The organism is Arthrobacter sp. Soil_N43 (assembly GCF_057655195.1).
In genome coordinates this window covers 1-16,511 of the sequence record NZ_JBDGML010000097.1, presented here as the reverse complement: position 1 = coordinate 16,511, position 16,511 = coordinate 1, and the positions used below count along the sequence as shown (strand labels likewise).

General features: G+C 67.2%; 17 protein-coding genes. 7 read left to right on the top strand and 10 right to left on the bottom strand.

Annotation, left to right across the window (positions count from 1 at the left end; all coding sequences use genetic code 11):
- On the bottom strand, positions 1-239 hold a 239-nt coding region (locus tag AC3A3W_RS12740; protein ID WP_487443298.1), incomplete at its 3' end, for a hypothetical protein.
- A gap of 212 nt (positions 240-451) precedes the next feature.
- Here AC3A3W_RS12740 and AC3A3W_RS12735 point away from each other — a divergent pair.
- The gene (locus AC3A3W_RS12735; protein WP_487443296.1) at positions 452-724 is read left to right on the top strand and encodes a DUF2277 domain-containing protein; all 273 of its coding nucleotides are present in this window, start codon (positions 452-454) and stop codon (positions 722-724) included.
- 28 nt (positions 725-752) lie between these two features.
- Here AC3A3W_RS12735 and AC3A3W_RS12730 read toward each other — a convergent pair whose 3' ends face one another.
- From AC3A3W_RS12730 to AC3A3W_RS12715, 4 genes are all read right to left on the bottom strand, one after another.
- Positions 753-3,062, bottom strand: a complete 2,310-nt coding sequence (locus AC3A3W_RS12730; RefSeq protein ID WP_487443294.1) for a heavy metal translocating P-type ATPase — start codon at positions 3,060-3,062, stop codon at positions 753-755.
- A 43-nt stretch (positions 3,063-3,105) separates the two neighbouring features.
- The gene (locus AC3A3W_RS12725; protein ID WP_487443292.1) at positions 3,106-3,336 is read right to left on the bottom strand and encodes a heavy-metal-associated domain-containing protein; all 231 of its coding nucleotides are present in this window, start codon (positions 3,334-3,336) and stop codon (positions 3,106-3,108) included.
- 55 nt (positions 3,337-3,391) lie between these two features.
- A complete protein-coding gene (locus AC3A3W_RS12720) occupies positions 3,392-3,751 on the bottom strand; it encodes a metal-sensitive transcriptional regulator (protein ID WP_487443291.1) in 360 nt (119 codons plus the stop codon).
- A gap of 269 nt (positions 3,752-4,020) precedes the next feature.
- Positions 4,021-4,530, bottom strand: a complete 510-nt coding sequence (locus AC3A3W_RS12715; protein ID WP_487443299.1) for a universal stress protein — start codon at positions 4,528-4,530, stop codon at positions 4,021-4,023.
- 165 nt (positions 4,531-4,695) lie between these two features.
- Here AC3A3W_RS12715 and AC3A3W_RS12710 point away from each other — a divergent pair, with 165 nt between their 5' ends.
- Positions 4,696-4,896, top strand: a complete 201-nt coding sequence (locus AC3A3W_RS12710) for a hypothetical protein (RefSeq protein WP_487443289.1) — start codon at positions 4,696-4,698, stop codon at positions 4,894-4,896.
- A gap of 43 nt (positions 4,897-4,939) precedes the next feature.
- On the opposite strand, the gene AC3A3W_RS12705 is transcribed toward AC3A3W_RS12710, so the two are convergent.
- Complete coding sequence (locus AC3A3W_RS12705) at positions 4,940-5,848, bottom strand: helix-turn-helix transcriptional regulator (protein WP_487443287.1); 909 nt, start codon at positions 5,846-5,848, stop codon at positions 4,940-4,942.
- Positions 5,849-5,857: 9 nt separating this feature from the next.
- Complete coding sequence (locus AC3A3W_RS12700) at positions 5,858-6,199, bottom strand: EamA family transporter (RefSeq protein WP_487443285.1); 342 nt, start codon at positions 6,197-6,199, stop codon at positions 5,858-5,860.
- Between the two features lie 148 nt (positions 6,200-6,347).
- Between AC3A3W_RS12700 and AC3A3W_RS12695 the strand changes: the two genes are divergently transcribed.
- Genes AC3A3W_RS12695 through AC3A3W_RS12685 form a run of 3 tightly spaced genes read left to right on the top strand, consistent with a single transcriptional unit; the run spans position 6,348 to position 8,120 of the window.
- A complete protein-coding gene (locus tag AC3A3W_RS12695) occupies positions 6,348-6,638 on the top strand; it encodes a hypothetical protein (protein WP_487443284.1) in 291 nt (96 codons plus the stop codon).
- 60 nt (positions 6,639-6,698) lie between these two features.
- Positions 6,699-7,823, top strand: a complete 1,125-nt coding sequence (locus AC3A3W_RS12690; RefSeq protein WP_487443282.1) for a WD40/YVTN/BNR-like repeat-containing protein — start codon at positions 6,699-6,701, stop codon at positions 7,821-7,823.
- Positions 7,824-7,832: 9 nt separating this feature from the next.
- On the top strand, positions 7,833-8,120 hold the full coding sequence (locus AC3A3W_RS12685) for a MoaD/ThiS family protein (RefSeq protein WP_309994074.1): 288 nt from the start codon (positions 7,833-7,835) through the stop codon (positions 8,118-8,120).
- A gap of 5 nt (positions 8,121-8,125) precedes the next feature.
- Here the strand turns inward: AC3A3W_RS12685 and AC3A3W_RS12680 are convergent, their stop codons facing one another.
- Positions 8,126-8,362: a hypothetical protein gene (locus tag AC3A3W_RS12680; protein ID WP_487443280.1), complete on the bottom strand. Its 237-nt coding sequence runs from the start codon at positions 8,360-8,362 to the stop codon at positions 8,126-8,128.
- A 154-nt stretch (positions 8,363-8,516) separates the two neighbouring features.
- Positions 8,517-9,770, bottom strand: coding sequence for an ROK family transcriptional regulator (locus tag AC3A3W_RS12675; protein WP_487443278.1), 1,254 nt, complete (start codon positions 9,768-9,770; stop codon positions 8,517-8,519).
- A 156-nt stretch (positions 9,771-9,926) separates the two neighbouring features.
- Between AC3A3W_RS12675 and AC3A3W_RS12670 the strand changes: the two genes are divergently transcribed.
- Positions 9,927-13,073, top strand: a complete 3,147-nt coding sequence (locus AC3A3W_RS12670; RefSeq protein WP_487443276.1) for a glucan 1,4-alpha-glucosidase — start codon at positions 9,927-9,929, stop codon at positions 13,071-13,073.
- A gap of 169 nt (positions 13,074-13,242) precedes the next feature.
- On the top strand, positions 13,243-14,973 hold the full coding sequence (locus tag AC3A3W_RS12665; RefSeq protein ID WP_487443274.1) for a glycoside hydrolase family 13 protein: 1,731 nt from the start codon (positions 13,243-13,245) through the stop codon (positions 14,971-14,973).
- 22 nt (positions 14,974-14,995) lie between these two features.
- Here the strand turns inward: AC3A3W_RS12665 and AC3A3W_RS12660 are convergent.
- Positions 14,996-16,511, bottom strand: a 1,516-nt coding sequence (locus AC3A3W_RS12660) for an alpha-amylase family glycosyl hydrolase (RefSeq protein ID WP_487443272.1), incomplete at its 5' end; no start/stop codon positions are given.

The following is a 16,511-nucleotide window of genomic DNA, read 5'->3' as shown; positions in this document are numbered from 1 at the left end:
GTGGCGTTGCGGGAAGCCTGCTTCCCGGCTTCCTCGAGCGCCTGTGCAACCTTGGCAAGGGCGTTGGCGTGCTGGCCTTCCCACTCGCTGCGGAACTTGTCAGCGTCCGGCCCCTTCCAGTCCGTGCTCTGGAGGGCCCGGGCCAGCATGTTCTTCTGCTTCTCGATCTCAGCTGAACCAGCCTGAAGCTTGGTGCCCAGGTCCTTCAGCTGAGCAATGTCTGCGCCCCACATAGCCATTCGATATCTCCTTTAATCAACGGACCCGATCCAGTCGGCATCCCCAGCGGCCTCCGGCTCGTCCGGAAGATCCATTGCCTACAAGCTATCCTCCACGACAAAACGGTGTCGATGGGCAGCGCTCCCCATGCAGTCCTCCCCATGGCTGCGGCGCCCTCCCCGAGAGTGTCCGGAGGGTCGATTTCAGGCGATCCAGAGCCTAGCATGGCCGTATGTGCCGGAACATCCGAACCCTCCACAACTACGAGCCGCACGCCACGTCCGAGGAGGTGCACGCCGCCGCGCTCCAGTACGTGCGTAAGATCAGCGGCAGCAACAGACCATCCAAGGCCAACGAGGAAGCCTTCGAACGTGCCGTGCATGAGGTGGCGCACGCTACGCAGCACCTGCTCGATGCCCTCGTAACGCACGCCCCGGCCAAGGACCGGGCCGAGGAAGCCGCTAAGGCGAAGGCCAGGGCGGCCGTCCGCTTCGGCGCCGCCTGAACGGCGGCCGGGGAATCCAGGCGGGAACCTACCTGCCGAATCCGCGCAGCCGCAGGGAGTTCGCCACCACCAGGACGGAACTGGCGGCCATGGCCACGCCTGCGATCATCGGGTTGAGCAGTCCGAGCGCAGCGACCGGAATGCCCACGGCGTTGTAGAAGAATGCCCAGAACAGGTTGGTCTTGATGGTGGCCAGGGTGCGGCGGGACAGCTCGATGGCGGTTGCCACGTGACCGAGGTCGTTGCCCATGACCGTCAGGTCCGCTGCCTCAATGGCCACGTCCGTGCCGGAACCCATCGCGATGCCCAGGTCCGCCTGCGCCAGGGCAGGGGCGTCGTTGACACCGTCGCCGGCCATGGCCACCGTTGCCCCGCCGGCCTGCAGCCGGCGGACCGCGTCCACCTTGCCCTCGGGGAGCACCTCCGCGAAAACGTCCTCCGCAGGGATTCCGACGGCGGCGGCCACGTGGGCGGCCACGGCGCCGTTGTCGCCGGTCAGCAGGATGGGCCGCAGGCCCAGCCGCCGGAGCCGGCTGATGGCGGCCTCGGAGCCCGGCTTGATCGTGTCCCGCAGCGAGATGATGCCGGCGGGCTCGCCGTCTACGGCGACCCAGATGGCGGTGGCCCCTGAATCCTCAGCGGCTCCCAGTGCGTCGAGCATTGCCGGGTCCGGGGACACGCCATTCTCCCGGAGCCAGCCGGTCCGCCCGGCAACCACCGGCCGTCCTTCCACCGTTCCCGCCACTCCGCCGCCGGGAGCGGAACGGAAGTCCACGACGGCGGGAAGCCGGCCGCCGTCGGACACTGCCGCCGCGGGCACGGCAGCGCGCGCGGCTGCGGCAATGGCGTGGGCGATAGGGTGCTCGGAGGCGGCTTCCACGGCACCGGCGAGACGCAGCACGTCGGCCTCACTGAATGGTTCGAAGGCAACGGTGGAATCGACGGCCAGGTGACCGCTTGTGACGGTGCCCGTCTTGTCCAGCAGGATGGTGTCCGCGGTGCGCGTGTCCTCCAGCACCTGCGGGCCACGGATCAGGATGCCCAGCTGGGCGCCCCGGCCGGTGCCGGTCAGGAGTCCCACCGGAGTGGCCAGGCCCAACGCGCAGGGGCAGGCGATCACCAGCACCGCGACTGCCGCCGTGAATGCAGCGCGCACCTCGGGACCGGTCATGTCCGGACCCGCAAGCAGCAGCCAGGCCGCAAACGTGAGGACCGCGATGGCGAGGACGACGGGGACGAAGACTGCGCTGATGCGGTCCGCGAGGCGCGCGATCGGGGCCTTTCCGGTCTGTGCCTGGGCCACGAGGCGGCCCATCTGCGCCAGCGTCGTTTCCGCTCCGACGCGGGTGGCGCGGACCAGCAGTCGGCCGGAGGTATTGATGGTGGCGCCGGTGACGGGGCTGCCCGGGCCCACTTCAACGGGCACCGCTTCGCCGGTCACCAGGGAGGCGTCGACGGCGGATGAGCCGTCGATGACGACGCCGTCGGTGGCGATCTTCTCGCCCGGGCGCACCACAATGACGTCGTTCACGGCCAGCTGATCGGCGGGGATCTTCACTTCGGAGCCGTTGGCCAGTACCGTGGCGTCCTTGGCCCCGAGGTTGAGCAGCGCCTTGAGGGCATCGCCTGCCTTTGCCTTGGCGTTCGCTTCGAGGAAGCGGCCCAGCAGCAGGAAGGTGGTGACCACTGCGGCGACCTCGAAGTACAGGCCGCCGGATCCGCTCATCCCTTCCATGCCGGGATGCTCGGTGAGCCGTGGATCGGCGAGCAGCTGTCCGGCCGAGAAGGTGTAGGCGGCGATGACGCCGAGGGACACCAGCGTGTCCATGGTGGACGCCAGGTGCCTGGCGTTGATGGCCGCCGCCCTGTGGAACGGCCACGCGGCCCAGCTGACCACCGGGAGAGCCAAAGCCGCGGCAACCCAGCCCCAGTTGGGGAACTGGAAGGCCGGAAGCATCGAGATGAGGAAAACCGGAACCGTCAGGAGGGCCGCGGCGATCACGCGGGGCCTGAGTGCCTGGGCGGTGCCGCCGTGCGCCATGTGGTCCTCGTGGGCGCCTCGAGTGGCGCCACCGGCGGCATGCTCTGTACGCTCCGGCCGTTTGATGGTGGCCTTGTAGCCTGCCGATGCCACTTGGTCCGTAATCTGCTGGTCTGTGATGCCGGCCGGAACCGTGACGTGGGCCGATTCCAGCGGGAGGTTAACCGATGCCTGGACACCATCGAGCTTGCCGAGCTTCTTTTCCACCCGGTTGACACAGGATGCGCAGGTCATCCCCTCGATTTCGAGTTCGATGACCCTGTTGCCGGGTCGGCTTGGCAGTTGGTCGGCGCTCATGGCGGCTCCTGGGCGGCTGTGCGTGGGGTGCAGGGAGTGGGCTCTAGGCCTCGTTGGCGACAACGAGGTAGCCGGCTTCGGCTACGGCTTCGCCGATTTCGGACGGGGACAGTTCCTGCGTAGAGGTGATGGTGACCTTGGAGACGCCGCCGGCATTGAGATCAATGTCGATTTCCTCGACGCCGTCGAGCGATTCGAGCTCTTCACTGACGGCCGACACACAGTGTCCGCAGGTCATCCCGGAAACATGGACGGTGGTGGAGATGGTGCTCATTGCTGACTCCTGTGATGGGCCGGCCGGTGGGCCGGCTGGATGGATGGTTTTGCCGTTACCGCAGCAGGCGCCCGATGGCGTCCGCGGCTTCCTTCACTTTGAGGTCGATCGCCTCGGCCCGCAGGCCGGGATCGGGCTCCGAGGCTGCGCCGATGACGCAGTGGCCGATGTGTTCCTCGACGAGGCCGAGGCTGACCGCGTGCAGCGCCTTGGTGACGGCGGCGACCTGGGTCAGGATGTCGATGCAGTACTTGTCCTCCTCCACCATCCGCGCGATTCCCCGCACTTGGCCTTCGATGCGGCGGAGCCTGCGCAAGTAGGCATCCTTGTCCGCGGTATAGCCGTGCTCAGGCGGTGATTCCGCGGTCTCAGACTCTTTTCTGACCGCAGCCGTTGGTGCTTCGGGAGTGTCCATATCTCCAACTTATACCCCTAGGGGGTATCAGTCAACGGGAGTTCTGCCGCGCTGAGGCATCCGTTGGCGCGCCACCCTATTCGGGCACAAAAAAGCTCCGGAGTGCGTTATTGGGGGATACGCACTCCGGAGCGGTCTTTAGGCAGGCACTTGATCAACCTGCGAACTCCAGCCTACTTGGGCGTAACGATGTTCGCCACCACCTCGAATAACTACTTTCGCTTTACTTTCGGGACGGCGGAAATGCCGGCATTTCACCCCGAAAAGACTCATTCCGGCTGTTCTTCGTGGGCGGGCATCTTGAACGGCACCACCAGGACCGGACGGCTTTGATGATGGGTGAGCCAGGCGGCAACGGAGCCGTTAAGGAGCTCCGTAATGCGGTGCCCGAACCCGCGTTCCGGCGTCCCCACGATGATCATGGGGGCGTTCACCTCCGCCGCGAGCCTTCCGAGTGCCCTGGCCGGATCGCCGGCCAGGGTGCGGAGGGTCCACTCCGTGGGTGGCCCGGGCCGGACGGCGGAGACAATAACGGACTTGAGGTCTTCCGTCACGGACCGGATGTCGTCGTCGTTCTTGTCCGGATGGAGGGAGAGGCGGTGCGTGGAACGCGCCGGATCCCACTCCACGAGGTAGCTGGCCTCGTCCACGTAGGCAAAGAGCAGGGGTGCCATCAGCTGTTGGGCGAGGGCGACGGCGGTCTGAAGCACTTCGGGATGCTGGCCGGGAACTACGCCGACGAGCAGGGGAGGCGGGCCGCTGAAGCGCTCTGGAGGCATACTCAATTGTGTTCCCCGCGCTGGGGATTGACTAGCCTTTGAGCTGGGCGTTTGTCCGGCAGGGGGCCGGGGCGGCGCTCCCGCCGGCCCGCATGCTGAATGCTGCGCGTCCCTTGTATCCGGAGTGCGGCGCGCATAGCGTTGAGTCGTAGAGAGGCGGCGGACATGCAAATTTACATGTGGTGGCTTGATCTGGACCTGAAGAGCAAAGAGTGGCTCAGGGAACACCTCCGTGCCGAGGAGCTTCCGCTCTTCGTCATGCAGGGAATCGCAGAAGCCGGGGGCCCCCATCCGGATACCCCGCAGGGCGTCCTGACCGAAGCCGAGTGGGATTTCATCGAGACACAGTCGGAATTCGTGGACTGACGCGCTCCACATACGCGGCGGCTTTATAGCGTCCGATTCAGGGTCACGTCTGGCGTTGCGTCACAGTCATGCCCCCTGGGGTGCCGCCGGCCAGGTCCTGGACTCGTTCAGTTGCTGCCCAGCTGGCGAGCAGGCGGAGTCTTTCATCTGAGGGGGATCCGGGCACGGCGGGGTAGATGATCAGACTGAAGCCAGGATCCATGGCGAGCTCCATGGATTCGTAGGCAAGTTCGAGTTCTCCTACCACCGGGTGGCGGAAAACCTTGGTCCCTGCGTGATGGCGCCGGACGTTGTGGGCGGCCCAGCGCTTACGGAATTCTTCGCTGCGCATGGACAGCTCCCCGACCAGGTCGGCAAGGCGCTTGTCGAAGGGATTGCGCCCGCTCTGCGTGCGCAACAAGGCCACGTTGGTGTTGGCTGCCAGCTCCCAGTCGGGGTAGAAGTCCCGGGCCCTGGGATCGAGGAAGATAAACCGGGAGTGGTTGGCAGGCCTCGTGGATCCGCGGTACATCTCCGAGTACAGGGCATAGCCGAGCTGGTTGGCCGCCACGATGTCCATGTAGTGGTTGCCGATGATGGCCGGCGCCGTTGTGATGGAGTCGAGCATGAATTGCAGCGTGGGACGGACCGTTCCGCTTTGAAGGGGGCGTTGCCGGGTCCGGGCGGAGGGCCCGGCTGCACGGGCAAGGTTGTACAGGTGCTCGCGTTCGGAGTCGTCAAGCTTCAGCGCCCCGGCGATGGCGTCGAGGACACTTTCGGAGGTGCCGGCCAGGTTCCCGCGCTCGAGCTTCGTGTAGTAATCCACGCTGACCCCGGCCAGCATCGCCACCTCTTCACGGCGCAGGCCGGGGACCCGGCGCCGGCCGTGCACAAAGGTCAGCCCGGCCATTTCTGGAGTGATCTTGGCCCGTCTCGAGGCGAGGAACTCGCGCACCGCCATCCTGTTGTCCACGCCTCCACGCTACCGCGGAGCGCCGGCCGGCAGGGAGGTACTGCCAGTACCCGGATCAGCAGAGCCCTCGCTCATCGGCGGGGCAGGATCCAGGCCGGCTCGAACACCCGTCCGGGCCGGAAGCAGCAGAACGGCGGCGTTGCTGCACACGATGAGGCCTATGCCGGCCCAGGTGAGTGCATTGATCCCTTCGTGCAGTGCCGCCGCTCCGATCAGTGCGGCGAAGACGGGGTTGATGCTCATCAGGACACCGAACGTGGTGGCGGGAACATGCCTGCGCGACACCCCGCCTGTGCCTGTGAGCCTGGCGTGGTCCAGAACCGACCCGCGCCGTGAGCGCACAGAGGTCATTGGGCTCCTGGCCGGTCTCTACGCCTGATTCGCCGTCCGGCCGGGGTCTCTTTGCTCACATCCGACCGTGGCGCGGCAGGAACTCCGCCCGGCGCGTCGCATACTGGAACAAACAGGCCGTTTGTGGGGAAAGGGTGGGGGCACGGGCATGAGGACCCTGATGAAAGTCGTGCGGAATGAGTATTTTCCGGCGGCAGCCGTGCTGGTGTTTGTGGTGCTTTTCTGGACTGCGGGTTTATTCGGTGGCCTCTCGCTGTTGAGCAGGAGCCAGCCGCCCCTCGCGACACTGACCTGGCTGCTTTTCGTCTACGCCGTCGCGGTGCTGTCCCCGATGGCCGGACTGCTGGCCGCCGTCGACCTGGTCCGCCGCTGGTGGCGCAAGCGGCGCCGCGGCGAGCTGCGGGCCGCGGCCCGGACACGCTTCCTGTCCAAGGGCTGAGCTGTCCCGTCCACTGATTGCCGGGCAAAACCATTGCGGCTGCCTGGCCTGAGTGGTTCGATGGGCTTCATGGCTACCCCAGAGACGTACCTCTTAGCGATCGGGACCAAAAAAGGACTCTGGCTGGCGACCAGCCAGGACCGCCGGCAATGGTCCTTCTCCGGCCCGCACTTCCTGATGAGCGAGATCCCGAGCATCGGAATCGACACACGGGACGGCCGAACCCGGGTCATGGTGGGGGTGCGCTCCGAACACTGGGGGCCCACAGTCGCCCATTCGGATGATCTCGGCGCCACCTGGACCGAACCGGAACAGGGCGCCATCAAGTTTCCCGAGGGCACCGACGCCGCCGTGGAACGCATTTGGCAGATCCACCCCGATGCCGAGTCGCGGCCCGGCGTGGTGTGGGCCGGTGCCGAGCCGATTTCGGTCTGGAAGTCCACCGACGGCGGCGAGCACTTTGAACTCAACCGTGGACTGTGGGATCACCCGCACCGCAGTGAATGGGGCGCAGGCTACGGCGGTGCCGCCGCACATTCGATCGTCGTCAACCCGTCCGGAGACAACGTGCATGTGGCCATGAGCACCGGCGGCGTTTACCGTTCACTCGACGGCGGAACGTCCTGGGAGCCGCGGAACAGGGGCATTTCGGCTTACTTCATGCCGGACCCCAACCCGGAATTCGGCCAGTGCGTGCACAAGATCGCTGCGGATGCCGCCGTCGAAGGCCGCCTCTATGCGCAGAACCACCACGGCGTCTACCGCACTGACGACAACGCCGAAAGCTGGCAATCCATTGCCGAGGGCCTGCCCGCTGATTTCGGCTTTGTGATGCTGACCCACCCGCGGAGGGCCGGCACGGCATGGGTGGTTCCGCTAAAGGCCGACGGCGAGCGGATTCCGCCCGAAGGCAAGCTTGCCGTGCACCGCACGGACGACGCCGGCGGAACCTGGAAGCGGCTGGACGCAGGCCTGCCGCAGTCCGAGTTCAACGCCGTGCTCCGTGACGCCGCAGCGGTGGATGCCGCCGAACCGGTCGGCGTGTACTTCGGCACGCGCGGAGGCGCCGTGTACGCCAGCGCCGACGAGGGCGAAACGTTCGCGGAGGTGGCATCGCACCTGCCGGACGTCCTGTGCGTCCGCGCTGCGGTCGTGGCGGATGCTGCGGTCGTGTCGCCGGCATGAGGTCCGCCTGTGGCTGAGATCAGCGTGGTGCTTCCCAGCGTCCTCCAGCCGCTCGCCGGCGGGCAGTCCTTGCTGACTGCGCCCGCCGACGGGACGGTGACTGTGGGCTGGTTGCTTGATGCCGTGACCGGGGACTACCCGGTGCTGGCCAGGCGCCTGCGGGACGAGACCGGTGCCCTCCGCCGCTACGTGAATATTTACGTGAACGGTGACGAGGTCCGTCGTCTGCAAGGCCTGGACACGGAAGTTGCTGCCGGCCAGGAAGTGCTGATCATTCAGTCCGTGGCCGGGGGGTAGCTGGCTCAGGCGACGCGCCAAACGCTGCACTCATCGGCATTGATTGCTTTGCGCATGCCCGTGTGATGGTCCATGATCCAGACGACGCCGATCCCGGGCGCTGTCTCCTCGACGCTGCCGCGGCGGATGATGACGTCGTCGTAATTGGGGCCCACCGAGAGGCGGGCTTCGATCTCATCCCCGCGGTGGAGCTGGTCCAGGGCGCGGACGCGCCTCGTGTGTACTTTGGCTTCCTTCAACATGGCATGGCCTCCTGGGCTGGAGCTGGCGCCTGCTATTGCCGGCAAGTCCAGTCTGGCGGGACATTGTTGCGCCTTCGTTTCCTGCCCGTTAGGGCCCGGTTAGTTTCAGGCGCCGTGCCCGTTTCGCGGGGAAAGCGGCTGCCGCCTGCAGGGTCTAGTCAAGGAGGTGTTCGAAGGCGTGGTCCAGCGCCGCGCGGACGGACCCCATAAGCGCCGCATGGTCCCCGAGCATGGATGCCGCCAGCCTGGGCCGCACCGAGTTCAGCCTGCCCAGATGGTGGTCGAAAACTGGAAGCAGCACGTCGCCGGCGTCGGCTGGCCCGCCGGCCAGGACCAGCAGCTCCGGGTCCAGCAGTGTGCTTACCACCGCCGCCGCCCGCGCCGTGCGTTCCATGACGACGTCCACCACCTCGACGGCGGCCTGGTCGCCGCGGCGGGCAGCCTCCACCACCATTTCGGCCGTGACGGTCTCCGGGTCACCGGCACACAGTTCCACGAGGACGCTGTCCTCCGGTGCTGCCGGGCGGTCGCCGGCGACAATCTCGGCAGCGGCAACGGCGCCAAGCTCCCGGCACATGCCTCCGACGGCGTCGGTGTTGCCCACGCCCTCCACGAGCTCCAGGAAGCGCATCTCACCCGCTGCCCCGGCACCGCGGATCAGCCGCCCGCCGAGGCAGATGCCGGCCCCGAGGCGCCATCCGGCAAGCAGGACAATGACGTTGTCCACACCTTGGGCGGCACCCCGCCAGCGCTCGGCCATCACGGCCAGGTTCGCGTCGTTGTCCACCAGCAGCGGCCAGTCGAAGTCCGGCCGAAGCGCCGTGCGCAGGTCCAGGGCTGCCATGCCTGGCAGATAGGACTCGAGGGCAACCGCATGGCCGTCGTCTGTGACCGGGGCCGGAACGGCCATTCCCGCAGCCAGCACGCGGCCGGGATCCCTGCCGGCTGCGGCGAGCAGCTCCTTCATGATCCGCCGTGCGATCATGACGCGCTCGGGCGCGCCCACATGTTCGTCCCGCCACGGCTCGGTGGTTTCCACCACGATCCGTCCCCGGAGATCGGCCAGGCAGCAGGAAATCTTGGTGGCCCCCAAGTCGATGCCGGCAACCAGCCCTGCACCGGCGTTCAGGGCATACCGGCGCGAGGGCCTGCCGCCGGTGCTGGCCGCCATCTGTATCGCGGTGCGTTGTCCAGCCGATGACGGAGCGGGACCTGCCCCGGTTTCCGTCACCCAGCCGCGGCCGATCAGTTCGTCGCAGACAGAGTGCACCGTGGGCCGTGAAAGGCCGGTTGCCGACATGAGGTCCCCGGCGGTGAGCTCGTGCCCGGACACCAGCGCCTGCAGCACGGCTTCCGCGGTGATCCGCCGCAGGACGGGAGCGGTGGCGGCCGTTCGCTTCGGCGACATACTTTCCGTACCCCCTTGACGTCCGGACAAATGCTCTCCCATACTAGCTGGCAGCGGTTTATTAAAGCTATTAATAAACCCTGTCCAAGGTTTGGCTCAGAAGTTTCTGGGGTTTTCTGGCCGGACAAATTTCCCGCACTCACACCGAGGAGAGCAATGAAGCAACGCCTCAAATCCGCCTGCAGTGCCACCGCCCTGGCGGTTGCCGTTTCGGCGCTGGGCCTGAGCCCCGCCGTCGCGGAAACAGCCGAGCCGCCCGGTTCGCCCGGAGCCGCCGCTACCTGGACCAAGGGGGACAAGGAGGGGGTCGGCACGTCCCTCAACCCCGCCTCCAAGGTCTGGTACACCCTGACCGAAGGCACCATGAGCGAGGTCTACTACCCTCGTGCCGATACCCCCAATACGCGGGAGCTGCAGTTCGCCGTCAGTGACGGCACCACCGCCCAGCGCGAGAGTGAGCAGACCACCCGCACCGTTGAACTGACCGATCCGAAAGCCCTCAGCTACCGCCAGACCACCACGGACAACGCCGGCCGCTGGCGGCTCACCAAGACCTACGTCACCGACCCCCGGCGCTCCACCGTGATGCTGGGCGTCACGTTCGAAGTGCTCGACGGCGGCGACTACCAGCTGTTCGTCCTCTCGGACCCGTCGCTGGCCGGGACCTCCGGCGGCGACACCGGCAGCGTGACCGACGGCGCCCTCCTCGCCTCCGATCTCGCCGACGCAGCCACCCCCGTTGCCACCGCGCTCGTTTCCTCCGTGGGATTCGGCGCCGTCGCCAACGGCTACGTGGGAACCAGCGACGGGTGGACCGACCTCGCCGCGGACGGCCGGCTGGACAACGCGTCCGCCACCGCCGGCCCCGGCAACATCTCCCAGACCGGCCAGATTCCGCTGGCAGCAGGCGGGAAGACCGAGTTCTCGCTCGCCCTCGGCTTCGGTGCGGACACGGCCGAAGCACTCGCCACCGCCAAGGCGAGCCTCGGCACCGGCTATAAGAAGGTGAGCAAAAGCTACACGGGGGAGTGGAAGAAGTATCTGAACTCCCTTGACGCGCCCGCCACGTCGCTCACAGGCGCACTGCGAACGCAGTACGACGTTTCCCTCATGACCGTGAAGTCCCACGAGGACAAGACCTTCCCCGGCGCCTTCATCGCCTCGCTGACCATCCCGTGGGGCCAGGCGGCCAGTGCCGAGACCCACCGCGAGGGTTACCACGCCGTCTGGGCGCGGGACATGTACCAGTCGGTCACTGCCCTCCTTGCTGCCGGCGATGAGGAGGCTGCAGCCCGCGGCGTCGAATGGCTGTTCACATACCAGCAGCAGCCGGACGGGCACTTCCCGCAGACCTCACGTGTGGACGGCACGATCGGCCAGAACGGCATCCAGCTGGACGAAACGGCGTTCCCCATCCTGCTGGCCAACCAGATTGGCCGCACCGACGCCGGCTTCTACCGGAACGAACTCAAGCCCGCAGCCGACTATCTCGTTGCGGCCGGTCCCAAGACGCCGCAGGAACGCTGGGAGGAGACCGGCGGCTACTCGACGTCCACGCTGGCCTCCCAGATCGCAGCACTCGCCGCGGCGGCGGACCTTGCCGGAAAGAACGGCGACGCCGGCTCCGCCGCCGTTTACCGCGCCACCGCCGACGAGTGGCAGCGCAGCACCGAAAAGTGGATGTTCACCACGAACGGCCCGGTGGGAAACGGCAAGTATTACGTGCGCATCAGCGCCACCGGCAACCCGAACGACGGCGCCACCCGGGACTGGGGGAACGGCGCCGGAGTGCACCCTGAGAATGCCGTCCTGGACGGCGGCTTCCTGGAATTTGTCCGGCTCGGCGTCAAGGCACCGGCGGACCCCTACGTTGCGGACTCTTTGGCCGAGACCGACGCCTCGATTTCCCAGGAAACCCCCGGCGGCCGCATGTGGCACCGGTACACCTACGACGGCTATGGCGAAAAGGCCGACGGCTCGCCCTGGGACGGCACGGGCATCGGCCGTCTTTGGCCCCTCCTCAGCGGTGAACGCGGCGAGTACGCGCTCGCCAACGGCCAGGACGCACTGCCGTACCTGGAGACCATGCACTCCGCGGCCAACGCCGGCTACATGATCCCCGAGCAGGTCTGGGACCGGGACGAGCCCACCTCCTACGGCCACGAGCTGGGCCGCAGCACCGGATCGGCGTCGCCGCTCTCCTGGGCCATGGCCCAGTACGTCCGCCTGGCCGCCGGCGTGAAGGCCGGCGCCCCCGTGGAAACGCCACAGAACGTTGCCGCCCGCTACGCCGCCGGAACACCGCTCTCGAGCCCGGAACTCTCCGTCACCGCACCGGAGGCGCTGTCGACGGCGGACTCGGCCACCGCCGTCGTCCGCGGAACCACGAACGCCGCGAAGGTGTACGTGTCCGTGAACGGGACTGCCACGGAAGCGCCAGTAACTGACGGAACGTTCAGCCTCGACGTCGCGCTCACCGGCGCGAAGAACAAAGTCACGGTCGCAGCCGTCGCCGCAGACGGCGGCACGGCCGTAGAGGACCGCACGGTCCTCTACTACGGCAGCCGGATCGGGGCCCTTAGCGACCCTGCGGGCGACGACAACGGCCCCGGAACCTACAGGTACCCGACCAACAGCGCATACGTTCCGGGCACCTTTGACCTGACCGGAGTGGACGTCTACGACGCCGGCGATGACTACGCCTTCGTCGCCACCATCGCCGGCGAAGTGACCAACCCCTGGGGCGGCCAGGCGATCTCGCACCAGCGCGTCAATATCTACCTGGGCAAGGGCGAGGGCGGGGCCACCCCGGGACTGCCCGGCACCAACATCAACCTGGAGCATGCGTGGGATTCGGTGATCGTCACGGACGGCCGGTTCGACGGCGCCGGCGTGTACGCACCGGACGGCACCCGCACCTCCGCGGTCTCGCTCCTGGCTGTCCCGGAGGCGCGGCAGATCGTCACCCGCGTGCCCAAGGCGGCCCTCGGCGGGCTGGATCCCGCGACGGCCCGGATGTCCGTGGCCATGTTCGGCAACGCCGAGTCCGGCGAGGGAATCGGCAACGTGCGGCCCGTCTATGACGGCGCCTACTGGGAAGCCGGCGACCCGGCCTGGATCAAGGAATGGCGCTTCGGCGGCGGAGCGGGTGTCTTCGACGGCACTATCCCGTCCCGGGACACGGACACCGGCGATCCCAACGCCCTGGACGTCCTCGTCGGCGAAGGCCAGACGCAGGCAGCCGTGCTGGACTGGCGCGCGGGCTCGCCCGTGGTGGTGCCGATGCTGGGCCTCCAGCCGTAACTGCGGTTCCGGCAACGCACTCTCTGGCAGCGCATAAGAACGACGCCGGCACCCGCCTTTCCGGGCGGGTGCTGGCGTGGCTGTGGGCGGGGATTGACCCGGCAACCTTCCCGGACAAGACTTTCACTGGGCCCGCAGCCCCTACGCCGCCGACCGGGAGGAACCAGCCATGACCATCGAGGAAACCGAGGAAGAAGCAACCTACCGGGCCGGCAGGGAATGGTTCAAGAGTGCCGTCGTGTACCAGATCTACCCCCGCAGCTTCGCCGATTCCGACGGTGACGGCGTGGGCGACCTCCGCGGGATCATCGGCAAGCTGGACTACCTTCAGAAGCTGGGCGTCGACGTCGTCTGGCTTTCCCCGGTGTACCGCTCGCCGCAGGATGACAACGGCTACGACATCAGCGACTACCGGGAGATCGACCCCGTCTTCGGCGGGCTGGAGACCCTGGACGAGCTGCTTGACGGCCTGCACGCCCGCGGCATGAAGCTGGTCATGGACCTGGTGGTCAACCACACCTCCGACGAGCACCCCTGGTTCGTGGAGTCCCGTTCCAGCAAGGACAGCCCGAAGCGGGACTGGTACTGGTGGCGGCCCGCACGGGAAGGGGCGGAGCCCGGCACGGCTGGGGCAGAGCCCAATAACTGGGGGTCCGCGTTCTCGGGCCCGGCCTGGGAGTACGACGCCGCGACCGGGGAGTACTACCTCCACCTCTTTTCGAGGAAACAGCCGGACCTCAACTGGGAAAACCCGGAGGTCCGGGCCGCCGTCCACGACATGATGAACTGGTGGCTGGACCGCGGCGTGGACGGCTTCCGGATGGACGTCATCAACTTCATCTCCAAGGACCAGACCCTGCCGGACGGCCCCCGGGCCGACGGCATGCTGTTCGGCGACGGAGGACCCCACTACATCTGCGGCCCCCGCATCCATGAATTCCTGCAGGAGATGCACCAGGAAGTGTTTGCCGGGCGGGACAAGGACCTGCTCACCGTGGGCGAGATGCCCGGGGTGACGGTGGATGACGCCGTCCTGTTTACCGACCCCGGACGCCGGGAGGTGGACATGGTGTTCCAGTTCGAGCACGTGGCCCTGGACCAGGAGGGCGGCAACAAGTGGCGCCCCAAGAAGCTGCTGCTGACCGACCTGAAGAAATCCCTCGGCCGATGGCAGGAAGCCCTGGGGGAGCGCGGCTGGAACAGCCTCTATTGGGGCAACCACGACCAGGCCCGGGCCGTCTCCCGCTTCGGGGACGACGGCGAATACCGAGAGCAGTCCGCCAAGATGCTGGCCGCCGTCCTTCACCTGCACCGCGGCACCCCCTACGTGTACCAAGGCGAAGAGCTGGGCATGACGAACATGGCGTTCGGCGCCATCAGCGACTACCGCGACATCGAGGTTCTCAACCACCACCGGGAGGCGACCACCCACCTCGGCCACACCGATGCCGAGGTCCTCGCGGCCCTGGCTCCGCTGAACCGGGACAACGCCCGGACGCCCGTGCAGTGGGATGCCAGCCGTCACGGCGGCTTCACCACGGGCGCGCCGTGGATCGCGGTCAACCCGAACGCCAACACCATCAACGCCGCAGCGCAGGTCGACGACCCCGACTCGGTCTTCAGTTTCTACCGCCGCGTGATCGCGCTGCGCCACGCCGATCCGGTGGTGGCCTACGGTGACTTCACCATGCTGCTGCCCGACGACGAACACGTCTACGCGTTCCGGCGCTCCCTGCCTGACGCCGAACTGCTGGTCCTGGGCAACTTTTCGGGAACCGGGCAGTCGGCCGGCGTTGACGGTTCCTGGGGCGACGCCGAGCTGGTGCTTGGCAACTACCCGGCGGCGCCCGGCCTCGGGCTGCGGCCCTGGGAAGTGAAGGTGTTCCGCCGGAACCTGTAGCCGGCCCTTCTGAAGACGGGCTTCAGGGAGCCAGCCTGTCGCCGGGCTTGTGCACGCGGAACCAGCGGTAGCCGTAGCGCCCCAGCTCGACGGTGAACCCGCCGTCGGGCTCCAGGTCTTCATTGCCGCCGTCGAACAGGTCCAGCAGGACCGCGCCTTTGAAGGCCCGGCGTGGGCTGTCCTTCGGCCCGACGTTCCCGCTGACTTTCACGGTGTCCTCGCCGAAATTGTGCAGCAGCACCAGGGTGGCCCCGGCCGAGCTGCAGGTGTGCGCGAAGACCGCCGGCTCAGCCTGGTCGATGACGGCGAAGTCACCCCAGCCCAGTTCCGGCGACTCGCGGTAGCGCTGGATGAGCGTGGCGATGAAATTCCACAGCGAGTCCGGATCCCGCTTGGCCGCCGCCGCATTGACCTTCGCAGGACCGAAGTCCCCGCGTGCCACCGGTTGCACAAGATCCGAGACCTTGGCGTCCGAGAAGCCGCCGTTCTTTTCGTCGTTCCACTGCATCGGCGTGCGCACGGCAGACCGGCTCTTCTGCCGCAGGTCCTCGCCCATCCCGATTTCTTCGCCGTAATAGAGCACGGGCGTGCCCGGCAGCGAGAACATCAGCGAATACACCATGCGGATCCTGCCGGCGTCGCCGTTGAGCATCGGCGGCAGCCTGCGCCGCAGCCCGCGGCCATAGACCTGCATGTTCTTCTCCGGGCCGAACGCGGCAAAGACCTCCTCGCGCTCGGCATCGCTAAGCTTATCGAGCGTGAGCTCGTCATGGTTGCGGACGAACATGGCCCACTGGTTGTCAGGATTCAGCGCCGGCCGGCTCTTCAGCGTCTCCGCCAGCGGCCGGGCGTCGCCGCGGGCCAGCGACAGGTAAATGTGCTGCATGGACATGAAGTCGAACTGCATGTTCAGCTCGTTGCCCTCGGCACCGCCGAAGTATTCCAGCTGCTCCTTGTACGGCAGGTTCACCTCGCCCAGCAGCACCGCGCTGCCGTTGCGCCGGCTGACGAAGCTGCGCAGGGCGGAAAGGTAGTCGTGCGGGTCAATCCTGGCCGCCTCATCCTTGGGCTGGCCGCGCGTCTCGAGGAAGAACGGCACGGCATCGAGCCGGAAACCGTCCAGGCCCAGTTCCAGCCAGAGTCCCATGGCCTTGGCGATCTCGTTCCGGACCTTGGGGTTGGTGACGTTGAGGTCCGGCTGGTGCTCGGCGAACATGTGCAGATACCACTCGCCGGTGGCGTCGTCCTGCGTCCAGAGGGACGTCTGCTCGCCCGGGAACACCACCTCAGAGGAGGTGTCCGGCGGAGTGTCTTTCCGCCACACGTAGTAGTCGCGGTACGGGTTGTCCAAGGACTTGCGGGCTTCCAGGAACCACGGGTGCTGGTTGGACGTGTGGTTGACCACGAAATCCGCGATCACCCTCATGCCGCGGTCCTTGGCCGTGCGGATGAACTCCACAAGGTCGCCCATGGTGCCCAGCCGGTGGTCCACGCCGTAGAAGTCCGTGACGTCATAGCCGTCGTCCCGGTCCGGCGAC

Bases quoted from the DNA above. Each gene is read 5' to 3' on its own strand.
- AC3A3W_RS12715 (WP_487443299.1), bottom strand. From the start codon at position 4,530: ATGCCTCCAGAGCGCTTCAGCGGCCCGCCTCCCCTGCTCGTCGGCGTA.
- AC3A3W_RS12675 (WP_487443278.1), bottom strand. From the start codon at position 9,770: ATGTCGCCGAAGCGAACGGCCGCCACCGCTCCCGTCCTGCGGCGGATC.
- AC3A3W_RS12695 (WP_487443284.1), top strand. From the start codon at position 6,348: ATGAGGACCCTGATGAAAGTCGTGCGGAATGAGTATTTTCCGGCGGCA.
- AC3A3W_RS12680 (WP_487443280.1), bottom strand. From the start codon at position 8,362: ATGTTGAAGGAAGCCAAAGTACACACGAGGCGCGTCCGCGCCCTGGAC.
- AC3A3W_RS12720 (WP_487443291.1), bottom strand. From the start codon at position 3,751: ATGGACACTCCCGAAGCACCAACGGCTGCGGTCAGAAAAGAGTCTGAG.
- AC3A3W_RS12690 (WP_487443282.1), top strand. From the start codon at position 6,699: ATGGGCTTCATGGCTACCCCAGAGACGTACCTCTTAGCGATCGGGACC.
- AC3A3W_RS12730 (WP_487443294.1), bottom strand. From the start codon at position 3,062: ATGAGCGCCGACCAACTGCCAAGCCGACCCGGCAACAGGGTCATCGAA.
- AC3A3W_RS12700 (WP_487443285.1), bottom strand. From the start codon at position 6,199: ATGACCTCTGTGCGCTCACGGCGCGGGTCGGTTCTGGACCACGCCAGG.
- AC3A3W_RS12735 (WP_487443296.1), top strand. From the start codon at position 452: ATGTGCCGGAACATCCGAACCCTCCACAACTACGAGCCGCACGCCACG.
- AC3A3W_RS12725 (WP_487443292.1), bottom strand. From the start codon at position 3,336: ATGAGCACCATCTCCACCACCGTCCATGTTTCCGGGATGACCTGCGGA.
- AC3A3W_RS12710 (WP_487443289.1), top strand. From the start codon at position 4,696: ATGCAAATTTACATGTGGTGGCTTGATCTGGACCTGAAGAGCAAAGAG.
- AC3A3W_RS12665 (WP_487443274.1), top strand. From the start codon at position 13,243: ATGACCATCGAGGAAACCGAGGAAGAAGCAACCTACCGGGCCGGCAGG.
- AC3A3W_RS12670 (WP_487443276.1), top strand. From the start codon at position 9,927: ATGAAGCAACGCCTCAAATCCGCCTGCAGTGCCACCGCCCTGGCGGTT.